This is a genomic window from Croceitalea dokdonensis DOKDO 023, assembly GCF_001306415.1.
Lineage (GTDB): Bacteria > Bacteroidota > Bacteroidia > Flavobacteriales > Flavobacteriaceae > Croceitalea > Croceitalea dokdonensis.
In genome coordinates this window covers 289012-303244 of record NZ_LDJX01000006.1, presented here as the reverse complement: position 1 = coordinate 303244, position 14233 = coordinate 289012, and the positions used below count along the sequence as shown (strand labels likewise).

The 14233-nt window shown below is 43.5% G+C and carries 13 protein-coding genes; 10 read left to right on the top strand and 3 right to left on the bottom strand.

What is annotated here, in order from left to right; translation table 11 throughout:
- The first annotated feature begins 16 nt into the window (after positions 1 to 16).
- From hemE to I595_RS13940, 6 genes are all read left to right on the top strand, one after another.
- Positions 17 to 1042, top strand: coding sequence for a uroporphyrinogen decarboxylase (gene hemE, locus I595_RS13965; protein WP_054560046.1), 1026 nt, complete (start codon positions 17 to 19; stop codon positions 1040 to 1042).
- A gap of 88 nt (positions 1043 to 1130) precedes the next feature.
- On the top strand, positions 1131 to 1679 hold the full coding sequence (locus tag I595_RS13960; RefSeq protein ID WP_054560045.1) for a GNAT family N-acetyltransferase: 549 nt from the start codon (positions 1131 to 1133) through the stop codon (positions 1677 to 1679).
- Positions 1676 to 2167 carry a DUF6973 domain-containing protein gene (locus I595_RS13955; RefSeq protein ID WP_054560044.1) on the top strand — a complete coding sequence of 164 codons (492 nt, stop codon included), beginning with the start codon at positions 1676 to 1678 and terminating at the stop codon, positions 2165 to 2167. Before I595_RS13960 ends, I595_RS13955 begins: the two co-directional genes overlap by 4 nt.
- Positions 2167 to 3069: an oxygen-dependent coproporphyrinogen oxidase gene (gene hemF, locus I595_RS13950; RefSeq protein ID WP_054560043.1), complete on the top strand. Its 903-nt coding sequence runs from the start codon at positions 2167 to 2169 to the stop codon at positions 3067 to 3069. The genes I595_RS13955 and hemF overlap by 1 nt, the downstream gene beginning before the upstream one ends.
- A 31-nt stretch (positions 3070 to 3100) precedes the next feature.
- Positions 3101 to 3697 (top strand): hypothetical protein, encoded by a 597-nt coding sequence (locus I595_RS13945; RefSeq protein WP_054560042.1) that lies wholly within the window; start codon positions 3101 to 3103, stop codon positions 3695 to 3697.
- 18 nt (positions 3698 to 3715) lie between these two features.
- Positions 3716 to 4504 carry a PhzF family phenazine biosynthesis protein gene (locus I595_RS13940; protein ID WP_054560041.1) on the top strand — a complete coding sequence of 263 codons (789 nt, stop codon included), beginning with the start codon at positions 3716 to 3718 and terminating at the stop codon, positions 4502 to 4504.
- 13 nt (positions 4505 to 4517) lie between these two features.
- Here I595_RS13940 and I595_RS13935 read toward each other — a convergent pair whose 3' ends face one another.
- Positions 4518 to 7175 (bottom strand): DEAD/DEAH box helicase family protein, encoded by a 2658-nt coding sequence (locus I595_RS13935; RefSeq protein WP_054560040.1) that lies wholly within the window; start codon positions 7173 to 7175, stop codon positions 4518 to 4520.
- A 92-nt stretch (positions 7176 to 7267) separates the two neighbouring features.
- Here I595_RS13935 and hemB point away from each other — a divergent pair, with 92 nt between their 5' ends.
- The 3 genes from hemB (at position 7268) to I595_RS13920 (ending at position 9979) form a co-directional block, all read left to right on the top strand.
- The gene (gene hemB, locus I595_RS13930; RefSeq protein ID WP_054560039.1) at positions 7268 to 8257 is read left to right on the top strand and encodes a porphobilinogen synthase; all 990 of its coding nucleotides are present in this window, start codon (positions 7268 to 7270) and stop codon (positions 8255 to 8257) included.
- 126 nt (positions 8258 to 8383) lie between these two features.
- The gene (locus tag I595_RS13925; RefSeq protein WP_054560038.1) at positions 8384 to 9505 is read left to right on the top strand and encodes a CNNM domain-containing protein; all 1122 of its coding nucleotides are present in this window, start codon (positions 8384 to 8386) and stop codon (positions 9503 to 9505) included.
- 3 nt (positions 9506 to 9508) lie between these two features.
- A complete protein-coding gene (locus I595_RS13920) occupies positions 9509 to 9979 on the top strand; it encodes a methylated-DNA--[protein]-cysteine S-methyltransferase (protein ID WP_054560037.1) in 471 nt (156 codons plus the stop codon).
- Here I595_RS13920 and I595_RS13915 read toward each other — a convergent pair.
- Positions 9976 to 11094: a hypothetical protein gene (locus tag I595_RS13915; RefSeq protein WP_054560036.1), complete on the bottom strand. Its 1119-nt coding sequence runs from the start codon at positions 11092 to 11094 to the stop codon at positions 9976 to 9978. The genes I595_RS13920 and I595_RS13915 overlap by 4 nt on opposite strands.
- A gap of 65 nt (positions 11095 to 11159) precedes the next feature.
- Here I595_RS13915 and I595_RS13910 point away from each other — a divergent pair, with 65 nt between their 5' ends.
- Entirely contained in the window at positions 11160 to 11873 is a 714-nt protein-coding gene (locus I595_RS13910; RefSeq protein WP_054560035.1) for a 3'-5' exonuclease, read from the top strand.
- Between the two features lie 38 nt (positions 11874 to 11911).
- Here the strand turns inward: I595_RS13910 and I595_RS13905 are convergent, their stop codons facing one another.
- Positions 11912 to 14107 (bottom strand): S8 family serine peptidase, encoded by a 2196-nt coding sequence (locus I595_RS13905; protein ID WP_083467608.1) that lies wholly within the window; start codon positions 14105 to 14107, stop codon positions 11912 to 11914.
- Between the last annotated feature and the right edge of the window lie 126 nt (positions 14108 to 14233).

The window sequence follows — 14233 nt, the reverse complement described above, 5'->3', positions numbered from 1 at the left end:
ATGAAAATATCAACCTATGATTAAAAACGATCTATTTCTAAGAGCCTTAAAAGGAGAGACCGTGGAACGGCCTCCCGTTTGGATGATGCGCCAAGCAGGGCGTTACTTGCCAGAGTTCATGGAGATAAAGGCCAAATATGATTTCTTCACAAGATGTCAAACCCCAGAACTGGCCTCTGAAATAACGGTGCAGCCCATACGCCGGTATGGGATGGATGCCGCCATACTCTTTAGTGATATTTTGGTAATCCCCCAAGCCATGGCTATAGACGTAGAGATGAAACCCAATTTTGGGCCTTACCTTCCTGCGCCCATCCGAAGCCAAAAAGATGTAGACCGGGTCATAGTTCCGGACATCCAGGACACTTTGGGCTACGTAATGGATGCCATTGCCATGACCAAGGAAAAACTAAACGATGACATTCCCCTAATTGGTTTTGCTGGCTCCCCTTGGACCATTCTATGTTATTGTGTACAAGGACAGGGCAGCAAAAATTTTGATTTGGCCAAAGGCTTCTGCTTTACGCAGCCAAAAGCAGCGCACCAACTGCTACAAAAGATTACGGACACCACCATTGCCTATCTAAAAGCCAAGGTAAAGGCCGGCGTCAATGCCGTCCAAGTTTTTGATTCTTGGGGCGGGATGCTATCTCCCACTGATTATCAAGAATTTTCTTTTCAATACATTCAGCAAATCATTGATGCCCTTAAAGAGCAGGTACCCGTTATCGTTTTTGGTAAAGGCTGTTGGTTTGCGTTGGGAGACATGGCCAAATCAGGAGCCTCTGCCTTAGGGGTAGACTGGACCTGCTCTCCAAAAAATGCGAGGTATTTAAGTGGTGGCAACATTACCCTGCAAGGTAATTTTGACCCTTCCAGACTACTCTCCCCACCTGCTGAAATCAAAAGAATGGTCCATGATATGATTAGGGCTTTTGGGAAAGATAGGTATGTTGTAAATTTAGGACACGGGATTTTGCCCAATATCCCTATAGCAAACGCAGGCGCATTTGTAGAAGCGGTAAAGGAGTTTAAGGAATAAATATAAGTTCCATTAACCAAAGTAGTGCTTAGACCTTCTTAAACCAAGACTTCAACAATACACAGCACTGGCCACCAAAGCCCTATATATGCAAATAGCTTTTGACAACTATAGCATTGCCCCTATTCATCATAAAGATGCATGGCGCTTATGTGATTTTATGGTGGCCAATGAACGTAGGTTTCAACAAGATTTTCCTGAAACCTTAAAGCAAAACCTAAATCCTACCTTGTCTCGGATTTTTGTCAATGACCAGGTGAATTCTTTTCAAAACAAAACAGAATTTCTATTTACGGTCAAGGAAAATACCAATCGTGCCATTATTGGTCTGGTGTACGTGAAGGAGCTTCACAAGGTAAAAGGCCAAGGAGAATTGGCGTATTGCATCGGTTATGACCATGAAGGAAAAGGCATCACTTCTAAGGTGGTTTCAGAGATTACCGCCTGGAGTTTTAACGATTTAGGACTACATGCCTTGCAGATCATCGCCCATGAAACCAATACGGCCAGTATCCGTATTGCGGAAAAGAACGGTTTTGTTTATCAGAAAGAATTGCCCAAATCCCATAGGAGGTTTAATGGTGAGCTGGTGAATATGCAGTTGTACCAACGTTATAAATCCAACATCACAGTTTGAATATCCTAAAGACCCTCAAACGAATAGATGTCAAGGCCTTTTGGTTATTGCTTACCTTAGGGGTGCAACATCCACTTTTTTTGTACCCAACATATAAAGCGACCAAGAAATGTATGCGAACGGCAACAGCATATTTTGACAGAAAACACTATCTGAATGGGCAAGCCAATGCCTTTAGACATGCCTATTGGAACTATGCCATCGCCAAAGAATGTACCTATTGGTCTAAAAATGAGGACAGAATTCTACAATGGACCAAACTGATAACCGATTGGCATGAAAATGCGTTTAGGAACCGTGAAATGGCGCGAGTGATGGATTTTCATAACAACGCCATAGGAAGGGCCTTATTTAAGGAACATCGCACCAGTTCCCTGGACAATATCCTGGAACTACTTTTGAAAATGACGGCCCAATCCGTAAGAATAAGAACAGTAATGGAAACGACAAGGCACCCTAATGCATTGGTGCATTTAAAGGACGATTGATGAAAGACACTTTTTACACCTATATCCAACAATTACAGGACAGGATTACCAACAAATTGGAAGAGATTGATGGCCTCGCTACATTTCAAGAAGATATTTGGCAAAGGCCCGAAGGCGGCGGCGGACGGACCCGTGTCATTGAAAACGGGAATATTTTTGAAAAGGGTGGGGTGAATATTTCTGCGGTCCACGGAGCACTCCCGCAAAGCATGCAGGACTATTTTGGGGTTAAGGATGCCGATTTTTTTGCCTGCGGCCTTAGCCTTGTTTTACATCCTAAAAATCCTTTTGTACCTACCGTACACGCCAATTGGCGCTATTTTGAAATGTATGATAAAGAAGGGGCCATTGTAGACCAATGGTTTGGTGGTGGGCAGGATCTAACGCCCTACTATCTTTTTAAAGAGGATGCCCAACATTTCCATCAAGTATGTAAAGCGGCTTGTGACAAGCACCATCCCCAGTTTTACAACACCTATAAAAAACGCTGCGACGACTATTTTTGGAACACACATCGCCAAGAGGCCCGGGGTATTGGAGGACTCTTTTTTGACTACTGCAAAGCCAACGAGGAGATGGATATGCAAGCTTGGTTCAAGTTTGTATCTGAAGTGGGCAATAGTTTTTTAAACGCCTATATACCGATTGTTATAAAACGAAAAGGCCTTAGCTTTACCCAAGAACAACGCAATTGGCAAGAAATAAGGCGGGGTCGCTATGTGGAGTTTAACTTGGTTCACGATAAAGGCACCTTGTTTGGTTTACGCACCAATGGACGTATAGAAAGCATTTTAATGAGCTTACCACCACATGTGCAATGGAGGTATGACCACCACCCAGAGAAGGGAAGCGAAGAGGATACCTTGTTGCAGGTGTTAAAAACACCACGGGAATGGGTTTAAACCCCTAACTTTAAGGAAAACCCTATGCCTTATGAAGAAAGCAGCTTTATATTTGATTTTTATCGTGTTGATTACCGCCTGCAATACAGTTACTACTGGGGATTACATGCTTACCGATGATAATGCAGACCTTTTTGCCCCAAAATACCGTTATTGGCAATCGGCGGAACTGGACGAAAAAGGCGGAAGCATCCTTGAATTCAGGGGTTTTAAAAAAGGAAGACAACAAAAAATTTGGTTGATGGATTCGTATCCAAAAACCGAAAAAGACCTTCCTATATACATCAGGACCAAAAAGGTGGCGCATGATAAACGACTTATACAAATCACCTCTTGGGAGGATGGACAACGGGAAATATCACTGGTCTACGGCAAATTCCTGAATGATTCCAGCCTATTACTTTATGGGTACAACAAGGCGTTGTTTACCACTGTTGCATCCAGCAAAACCTTAGAGGAGTTACAGGACCATATTACCGTAGGGAATACCGAGGTAAGTCTTGATTCCGTTGCTATCAAAGACAATAGGAGTACCCTATTGGAATTTTTGGCAAAGGAATTGTCCCATCCAAAACATTTTAAAAATGATAGTATTGTTTTCCGGGGCAGCACCCAACCTAACTTTTAAGCCAGTATCTATCCCATCATGAAATTAACCCTTTATCAGGTAGATGCCTTTACCGCTGAGGTATTTGGGGGCAACCCCGCAGCTGTGTGTATATTAGACCATACATTGGAGGAGGGATTGATGCAGCGTATTGCCCAAGAGAATAATCTAGCCGAAACAGCGTTTGTAATACCACATGGCGATGGTTACCACATCAGATGGTTTACCCCGGAAGTAGAAGTAGCCCTTTGTGGGCATGCAACCCTAGCATCGGCCTTTGTACTTTTCAACTACTTTAAGTACAATACAAATACCGTTCGTTTTATTTCAAACCAAAGTGGTGAGCTTAGGGTAACAAAAGAGCAAGATGGCTGGCTCACCTTAGACTTTCCATCGGACCATATTTCTCAAGTTAAAGAAGATACAGCGCTTATTGAAGCTATAGGTTTAATACCAAATAGGATTTACAAGGGCGCGACGGATTACCTTTTAATTTACAATTCACAGCTTGAGATTGAGAAAATTAGTCCTAATTTCCACCTCTTACATCAATTGGACTGCCGCGGCATTATTGTCTCAGCACCAGGGGATTCAGTAGATTTTGTATCCCGTTTCTTTGCGCCCCAATGCGGTATCCCAGAAGACCCGGTCACAGGCTCCGCACATACGACCTTGATTCCTTATTGGGCGCGCCAATTGGGGAAGGCCAGCATGACGGCCATGCAATTATCCAAACGAAAAGGGACCCTTAAATGCACCTATTTGGGAGAACGGGTAAAGATTTCTGGGCAGGCCGCACTTTATTTGAAGGGGGAGATTGAAATTTAATACGCACTTTTTTCTACTTCCAAGCATTGGTCTTTTCCGGTTTTTCCTCAAAAAGATAGCGCACGTGCGAGAACCGTGCCTTTAACAATAATTTTCTGCCCCCCACTGTTCTGGTAAACCACAATTTGGAACCTCCTATCTCTTGTTGCCATAATTTAAAAAAAGTGGAAGCCTCCTTTTTGTTTCTTCCGATTTCTTGAGGTACGGGATAGTAATTTCGATATCCTAAAAAACGTTTAAAGAAACTGGTTACTGTAATAAGATATCGCGGGTTGTCTATTGGTGCTATAATAGTTTCAAGATAAGAAATGAATAGACTTCCATCATGCTGGTTGGCACCATCCAAATAAATGGAATAGGTGCCGTTGGTCTTTTGATTTGCCACAATGCCAGTTATGGTATCAACTGAAGTGAACTGCCCAGATGCTTTAAGATAGTTAAAAAGTACTGAGGCGATTTTCCTTGATCGCTTAAATTGATTACCAAATAGGAAATAAGTTTTTAGGGCTTTAAAAGTGGCAGGGCCAAAACCTAAAAATATACCGGCCAGAATAATGTATACCATACCCAACCAACCCTTACGCAGCAAAACGGTCCAGTTTTTTACCATCGCTTCTGGCAAGAACAGTCCAATCCCAGCTATAATCTGAACTAATAAGTATTTGACAATATTTACCGCATTTAATCGATTTCTTTTCCCAAAGGAAGTTTCCCTAGCGAAAGGCACCCTTAGTTCCTGCACTAAATACTCACCATTTGCAATGGCAGTTTGCCAACGTTGTCTAAGATTGTAATGGGCTTTTGCTATGTAAAGCATGTTATTGTTCATGTTGGAAACATCCGATACATCATCCCATTTTTCTGGTAGTTGCATACGTGATATACCATTCTCAATATAAGGTTTGCCTTGTAGGGAAACCCCAGTAAAAGCCTGAAAGCGTTGCTTCATCATCGCATAATCCCTACCACCATCTTTTACTGTAGGATCTAGACATACCAAATGCCAAATGGCACCCACTTTTTGTTTTGTGTTTGGGTCTATCCGTATCGCACGGCCCCGCATCTGATTGGAAGAGACAAAAGAGCCCACACAAGATGCCAACACCAGCGTGTTGATGCTTGGGGCATCCCATCCTTCCCCTAATAATGATTTGGTGCCTATCAATATTCTTATTTTGCCTTCCTCAAACAATTTGGTCACCGCCGCCACCATTTTATTTTTAATACCGGACCGTACCCTAATACTTTGGTGTGCCTCACTGGAAACAACACCATCCAACTTTAAGCCTTCGTTTCCAAGACACTGTTTAAAATAGGTAATTGCAGCATTGGGCAAAATCACCAAGGAGCCGGTAAGCACGGCGCACTGATGCCCTAATTGGCTCTTGGCCAAAAGATATTGGAATATGGATACCACCCCTATTTTACTTAAGCCACTAGTATCTTTTCCTTTAAACGTTAGGTACTCTTTCCTTATAAAATCTGTCAATACCACAGCTTTTAAATCCGATTGTAAACTGGTGGACGCTTCATCCAGTATGGCGTAAATACTTTCAAATTTGCTAGGGCTACTTGCCAAATTTCTATAAAGGTTGGCATCCCCGATAAAATTGATTCGGTTTTTTTCCAAAACACCAATAGCACGAAGGTTTTTTTCAATCGGTTCCAGCAAAGTTTCCCTAGTTGCAAAAGATTCACGGTCATCTACCACGATTTTTTGCAACAATACCTCTGCCCATTCATAACCAAAGCTCGGAAAGCTTACATCATCCTTACCAAATCCAAGCAATTCCAATTTTGCTTCGTGTATGACCTCACCTGCATCTTTTAAATAAATCAGAATTGCTGAAAAAAAAGCAGGGTCCTTATAGATTTCCTCCAAATGATTCTGGGGATCAATAAACATGGGCATATTTTTAATAAACTCGATGAAACCCCTATGCTCTAAAATACCGTTTAAAAAAACCATGATTTTTTCCCGATATGCAACAATATATCGTATTTCCGACTCTTGTGGTCTTGAGAAATAGATGTAGTCTTGATGCGGGCATAAATCTCCATTCTTTATCAGGTCAGGAACGGCAATTTCATCATCTATGGGACCACAAAGTTTAAAATAACGTTCAATTTCATGTGCAGAACTATCGTATGGCGGTGTTGCGGTAAGTGCAATAATGGTTAGGTTAGGTATTGCCTTAAGGGCAAATAAAGATTTCCACCAGCCATTCTTTAAATGATGCGCTTCATCTAGCACTAAAGTTTTGATGTTGTGTTGGTTCACGTAGGCCAACAGTTGTTGGTCCGCAGCTTCACCAAAAGACTTATGTAATGAAAATAACGACTGGTATGTTGAGAAAGTAAGTAGATTTGGTTTTTTGATATCCAAGGATATCCCTGAATATTCCCTGTTTTGGTTAAAAAAGGTTATGAGCCTGTTCTTCCATTGGTTCCTTATGGTAAGCGTTGGAGCCAGCACCAAGGTTGGCTCACCGATGCGCAGCAGCATTTCCAGACCCAAAATGGTCTTGCCAGAACCCGGTGGCGCAACCACATGCAGGTGGTTGTCCGTTATGTGTTCCTTAAAGTGCGCTAAAAACCGCTGCTGATAGTCCCGCCAAACCAGCGAAAAATTTAACGCACTTAATAGAGGTGGTGAGGTCTTTTTTTCCACGGGTTATTGTGTGCTACTAAAATAAAAGAATACGTAAAACCACGCGAGCTATTCTTTACCTTATTTTATCTTTGCTACAAAGATTCAGGACAATGTACCCACTAATCAGAAATAGAAGATTACGTAAGAACGATGCCATTAGGCATTTGGTCAGGGAAACCATCTTAACCCCGAGTGATTTTTTGGTGCCTTTGTTTGTGGTAGAGGGTAAAGGCATTAAAGAAGAAATTCCGTCCATGCCCAACTATTACCGGATGAGTTTGGACCAATTGGAAAAAGAAGTTTTGGAACTTTGGGGCATGGGACTTTGCGGCGTACTCCTTTTTGTAAAAGTACCGGACAACCTAAAGGACAACAAAGGTACCGAGGCCCTCAATAAGGATGGATTGATGCAACGTGCCGTTAAGACGGTAAAAAATACCTGTCCAGATATGTTGGTAATGACCGATGTGGCCTTGGATCCCTATTCCAGCTACGGCCACGATGGCATTGTAGGTGCGGGTACCATTCTAAATGATGAAACCTCAGAAGTGCTCGCTGAAATGAGCGTAAGCCACGCCAAGGCAGGGGCTGATTTTGTGGCACCAAGCGACATGATGGATGGACGTATTTTGACCATCCGTGAAGCTTTGGAGGACGAGGGGTTTACGGATACTGGCATCATGAGCTATAGCGCCAAATATGCCAGTGCTTTTTATGGCCCTTTCCGGGATGCCCTGGATTCTGCCCCGGTTGATGCCCTTGACGTCCCCAAGGACAAAAAAACCTACCAGATGGATGCCGCCAACCGTTTTGAGGCCCTAAGGGAAACCCAAATGGATGTTGAAGAAGGCGCAGATATTGTGATGGTAAAGCCAGGATTGGCCTACTTGGATATCGTGAGGGAAATTAGAAATGAAGTGGATGTTCCGGTTGCAGTGTACCAGGTATCGGGGGAGTATGCCATGCTAAAGGCAGCCGCAGAGAAAGGCTGGCTGGACCATGATTCCGTGATGATGGAGCAATTGATCAGCATTAAAAGGGCGGGGGCCAGCATTATAGCCAGTTATTTTGCCAAAGAAGCGGTAGCGTTAATGTCTTAACAACGCAACTCCACTTAAATTTACCAGTATCCAAAAACCAATCAAATGTTTGTTTCCAAGCCCTTGAATAATAGTTTGTTTAGTTTTGCGGGTATTGTTTACCTTAGTATGCACTAGATATAACCTATGGGACTTCTTATTTTTTATGCGGTAATCTCCATCTTCTTCTCTTTTCTGTGTTCCATCTTGGAAGCGGTGCTCTTAAGTATAACCCCAACGTTTTTAAATGTCAAAAAAAATGAGGGTAAGGCCTACGCAAAGGAATTGGAGGAACTTAAAAAGGATGTGGACAAGCCATTAATTGCCATTTTAACCTTAAACACAATAGCCCATACCGTTGGTGCCATCTTGGTGGGGGTCCAGGCAAAAGTGGCCTATGCAGAACTGTATGGCAGTGAAACAAAAACGGTTCTTGGCATTACTTTCACAGAAGACCTTATGGTAGGTGTGGTGTCTACCGTAATGACCGTTTTAATATTAGTGGCCTCAGAAATTATTCCCAAAACCATTGGGGCTACGTATTGGAAACAACTATCTAATTTTACGGCAAAAGCCTTAAATGCCATGGTCTTCTTTATGAGATGGACGGGCTTGTTATGGATTTTGCAGTTGTTCACCAAACTGATCGGTAAAAAAGGAGGGCATGGAAGTGTATTAAGCCGAGAAGATTTTACGGCAATGACAGACATTGCGGAAGAAGAGGGGGTGTTCCAAGAATCGGAATCCAAGGTAATACGCAATTTACTTTCTTTTGATGAGATACAGGCCAAGGACATTATGACGCCAAGAACGGTGATGAAAATTGCCTCGGAGGAAACCTTGATCAAAGACTTTTTTGAGGCCAATAGGCCGCTGCGTTTTTCTAGGATACCGGTTTTCCATGAACGTGCAGATAACATTACTGGCTTTGTGCTCAAGGATGAAATGTTGGAGGCCATCATCAATAAAAATGGCTCCGAAACTTTAGGTTCCATCAAGCGCGAAATTTTGGTGACCAACAGATCTAAGCCCATTCCAGAGCTTTTGGCCAAATTTGTGGAGAAAAACGAACATCTTACCTTGGTGGTGGATGAATACGGTTCCGTTAGCGGCCTGGTGACCATGGAGGATGTGATTGAAACCCTTTTGGGCCTTGAAATCATGGACGAGTCCGATAACGTGGAAGACCTACAAGTACTGGCCCGTAAAAATTGGGAGTCGCGTGCCAAAAGATTGGGCATTATTGAAGGCTCTAATGAGGTGGAGTAACTTATGGAATCCACCTACATCAAAACCCCTATTGGGTATGCCCACCTGCAAGGGGATGCATACGGCCTAGTCTCCGTTACCGTGCATGATGAGGAACAGCCGATAGATATGGTTCCTGAGGTGCTAAAGGATGCTGTTGCCCAATTTCAAGAATATTTTGAGGGAAAACGAACCCGATTCAATCTAAAATTAAACCCTAGAGGGACCAATTTTCAAAAACGTGTTTGGGAGGCACTTCTGCAAATTCCGTACGGCACAAGTTGTTCCTACCTAGAACTGTCCAAAACGCTGGGAAATCCTAAAGCCATACGCGCCGTAGCTGCGGCCAATGGTAAAAATCCACTATGGATTGTGGTTCCCTGTCATCGGGTGATTGGCAGCAATGGCGGGTTGACCGGATATGCCGGAGGGCTTCACCGAAAAAAATGGCTATTGGAGCATGAAAGCCCAGCAAAACAGCAAAGCCTATTTTAATCCTTAAGGATATAGGTAGGTACAAAGTCCAACCTTATGTCTTGCAGTAGCTCCCCTTCCCTAGATAAAATGAGTATCCCACCCTCATCCGTTCTGTTCTCCGCAAGATTGGCGTAGCCAACATAAAACACATTATCCTTTGGGCTAAACCGCTGAGTGGTTAGGGTGAAATCGTTGGTAGGTTCCGTTTCCAATTGTTCAATAATGCCCCTGAGGTCCAAAATTTGGTTTTGTTGGCTGCCCAAATTAAATATGGCAGGACCGGAATTTAGTGCAGAGGGCTGTACAAAAGTATATTCGTAATAAAGCGCATCGCCCTGCAGTTCTGCCTCAAGGGCACCTACGGGGAAGACTTGGTTTAAATCCAAAGGAGTGGTCTGCAACAACTGAATGCTGTCAAAATCAAAAATATCCAGCGAAAGCCCAGTATTGGAATCGAACTTTAATACGGCCAGGTTACCATCGGCATTCATAAAAATACTTGGTCTCGCCGTACCAAAATTTAGGGTGACCCTAAGCTGTTGGGTGTTGGTCTCATACACGCCCACCTTAAAGATATTACTTCCATCTTCATAAGGTATAAATAGCTTGTTCCGTTCATATACTGGTTGGTATAACCTTGTGATGTCCGCTTCCAATAAAAGGTCTTGTCCTTGCAAATCTTGGAGTCCAATTTGCCGAATAGCCAAATTTGTACTCCCTAATGGCGCAAAAAAACCAAAAAACACCTGGGTCTCATTATTGATGCCCCAGACCACGGAACGCTGGTCCGTATTTTGGTAAAACCGGTCGAATATTTGAATGTCCCCCGTCACCACATCTTTCTGGGAAAGATCAAAAAAACCAGAATCGAACGAATAAAAAGACAACTGATTGCCGGTCTGCCTTAGGGTCAGGTAATTTGGATCAATAGCTAACTGGGTGCCAATATCTTCTATTTGGGCATTTTGGGAGGCTCCGTTATAATTGAGCTGCCAAACGGTTTCCAAGTCCTCACCAATGGCAACAAAACTAGGTAGGGTCGCTTCCTCTGCAAATTCAAAGTCAGTGTCGTCCCCGGCGCAGGAAACCAAGATTACAAATGTCAATAGGCATGGGAGATAGTGTTTTTTCATAGCCCTTGAATATACATATTAAATGCTAATGTGCAGCAAATGAAATTGAATTTGTATTTTGTAATATGCTTTATCGTTTAGACATTTCCAACATTCTTTTTCTAGATATAGAGACCGTACCGGAAAAGGAGGCCTTTAATGCCCTTTCTGAAGAAAAGCAATTGCTTTGGGAACAGAAAACCAAGTATGCCAGAAAAGATGAGTTTACACCGGCTGAATTTTATGAGCGGGCGGGAATCTGGGCAGAGTTTGGTAAAATTGTCTGTATTTCTGTTGGATATCTAACCTATACCGGGGAAAACAGAAATTTTAGGGTGACTACCTTTTATGGGGAGGAAGACAAACTACTCAAGGAATTTAAACAGCTACTGGAAACCCATTTTAACCAACCCAAGCACCTGCTCTGTGGCCATAATGCAAAAGAATTTGATTTTCCCTATATCGCAAGGCGGATGGTTATCCACGGCATTCAACTGCCCTATAAACTGGACTTATTTGGCAAAAAACCATGGGAAATTCCACATTTGGATACCATGGAGCTATGGAAGTTTGGAGATTACAAGCATTATACCTCATTAAAACTTATGGCAAATGTGTTGGGTATCCCTTCTCCCAAAGATGATATGGAAGGCAGCATGGTAAGACAGGTCTATTATGAGGAAGGGGATATTGACAGGATCATTACTTATTGCGAGTTAGACGTAGTGACCACCGCACAGGTCTTTCTGCGTTTACGTGGTGATGCGCTCCTGCCCCATGATGCCATTAAAAAAGTGTAGCGGGGAAACCTGCTTCTATCAATAGTCCTCCTTAGTGGTCATCTTTTAATAAACTTAGCCCGTCTAAGCTTTTGTCCATCACCAATGGCAAGGGTATACAGCCCTGTTGCCAAATTGGAGACCTCAATGCCGCCGTTTAGCATACCTTGGGCAACCGTACCGCCACTGGTATTGGTAATCTGGTATGGACTGTTGGGCGCAATTGTGCTATCAATATAAAGTTCATTCATGGCAGGATTGGGAAAAACTTGGAGCCTAAGGGATTCTTCCGCTGTATAGGTTTGGTATGTTTCTGCCTCGGTAACATCTCCCTTGAACTCAAAATGTATGGTTTCCGTAAATGTAGAAACTACATTAGGAGTACAGACCGCACGTACTTTGGCCGCATAGCGCTCCCCAAGTTCTAAAGCATCCAATTCATAGGAGGTGTCCCAGGTGTAAAAGGTTTGCCATTCATCAAAAGCTATGGATTGTACTTGAACTTCATATAAGGTTTCTGGGAGGCCATCCCATTGCAACTGTAAGCTTTCCATATTAGCCTCACCTAGCTTAAAATTGTGGGGGGCATCCAAGGTACAGGCGGTAACGGCAACTCCAGAAACAATAAGGGAGAAATCTTGGGTGCCCTTGGCCAAACGTCCTTTGTTGGAAACAATAACGGTATACTCCCCATTGGCCTCTGGGATATCTATGCGTTCATAAGGGTCCACCTTATTATCCCCCTTTACTGCAGCCTTGGTAGCGTCCATAGGATTTAATTTCCAAGGATAATAGGTCTCTCCTTCTTTGACTACCCGGACATCCAAATCGTTGACCAAAACGGGAGCTGGGTTGTTCACGGCACCACGGGCCACCACTTCTCCGGGAACATCGGTCCAAGAAAGGGAAATGGACAACGGTTCTTTCCCATTGGCCTTTACCTTAAAGGACAGTGTTTTGCCGTCATCAATAGATTGCTCCCGTATGAGGGAGCTAAAATCCTTGTTTTTAAGTACTTCCCCTGCTTGTTTGGCATTGATGACCCCCCAGCCCATATTATAGTCGGGACCTGGGGAGGCAACATCGTCAGCAGTGTGCAACGCGAGCCCCTTTAGGGTGGCGGCGCGCATATAGCCGTTATGGAGTTCCTTATGGTACTGTTGGAGCAAAAGTAAGGTGGCGGACACGCCTGGGGCCGCCATGGACGTTCCCATGGCACTATGATAATTTTGGTCACCTGTTGCTGCCGTAGACATTACCATGCCGCCATCACCTGCAATATCGGGCTTTATACGGCCATCATCTACTGGGCCCAGACTACTGTAATTGCTTACAATGGCACGTTTTAAATCCCCACTAGTGTCTATGTCCGTATCGGCGGCCGCAACCACCAAACCATTTTTAGCCGTGGTAAAACCTACCAGTAGATCAAAACCATCGACCGATTTTCCGTAGTTGGGTACTTCATTGTCTTTGGAGCGTTGGGCGTTGCCCGCTGCGGTCACCATAAGATAGTAGGGCGCATGGTACATGATGTTGTCCCAATCCTGCGCCACTTTTATATAGCTGCCAAAGTACCAATCTGGCACCCGATCCGTGGCAATGCCATAGGAGTGGTTAGATACTAAAAGGCCATTGGCAGCGGCCTCCGCCACCTCAATCTTATCACGGGTCCAATCATGTCCCAATGCGTTTGCATCAAAGGCTATGCCTTGTGCTTTTGGTTGTATCCCCACAGAAAGAATGGCCCCTGTTACCATGGTGCCATGAGGGTCTACCAGCGTACTTTGGTCTGCATTTTGGAGGCGTCCTTTATATTCTTGGTGGGTCTCTAGGGCAACACCCGCGTCCCAAATCCCAATTTGCATTCCCTTACCGGTAACCGCTGCTTCTAGGGAACCACCGCTATACAATTGGTTGGCACGGGTAACCTCTCCGCTATGGCTAAGCTGTGTGCTGTAATACAACAAGGTCCCATCCGGTTCCAAACCGTTGGGTGCTACTACGGTTCCATCCAGTACCTTTTGGTTGGCCTTCCAATCGTTTTCCATTCCTGAGGCAATTAGCTTGGAGCGGAGTTGACCCTGTTCTTTCTCAAAATCTTGGATGAGTGCCTGTAATTGCATTTGGTTGGTGTTCTTTTTGATTTCCTGTTTTTCTCTAAAAGTCTGGGCTTTTAATGACAAAACACTTCCAAAACATATGAGGATGAGTAAAAAGATACTATATTTCTGGGTATTTGAAATGCAATTCATAGTTCAAATAAGTAAGATTTGGACTACAAATATATTTGAGAATCAAAATAACATCGATGAAAAATGCATTTATTTCGATGAAAGGCAGCTTATTACCTATTCGCTTGTTGTGAACAGTTTAATTTT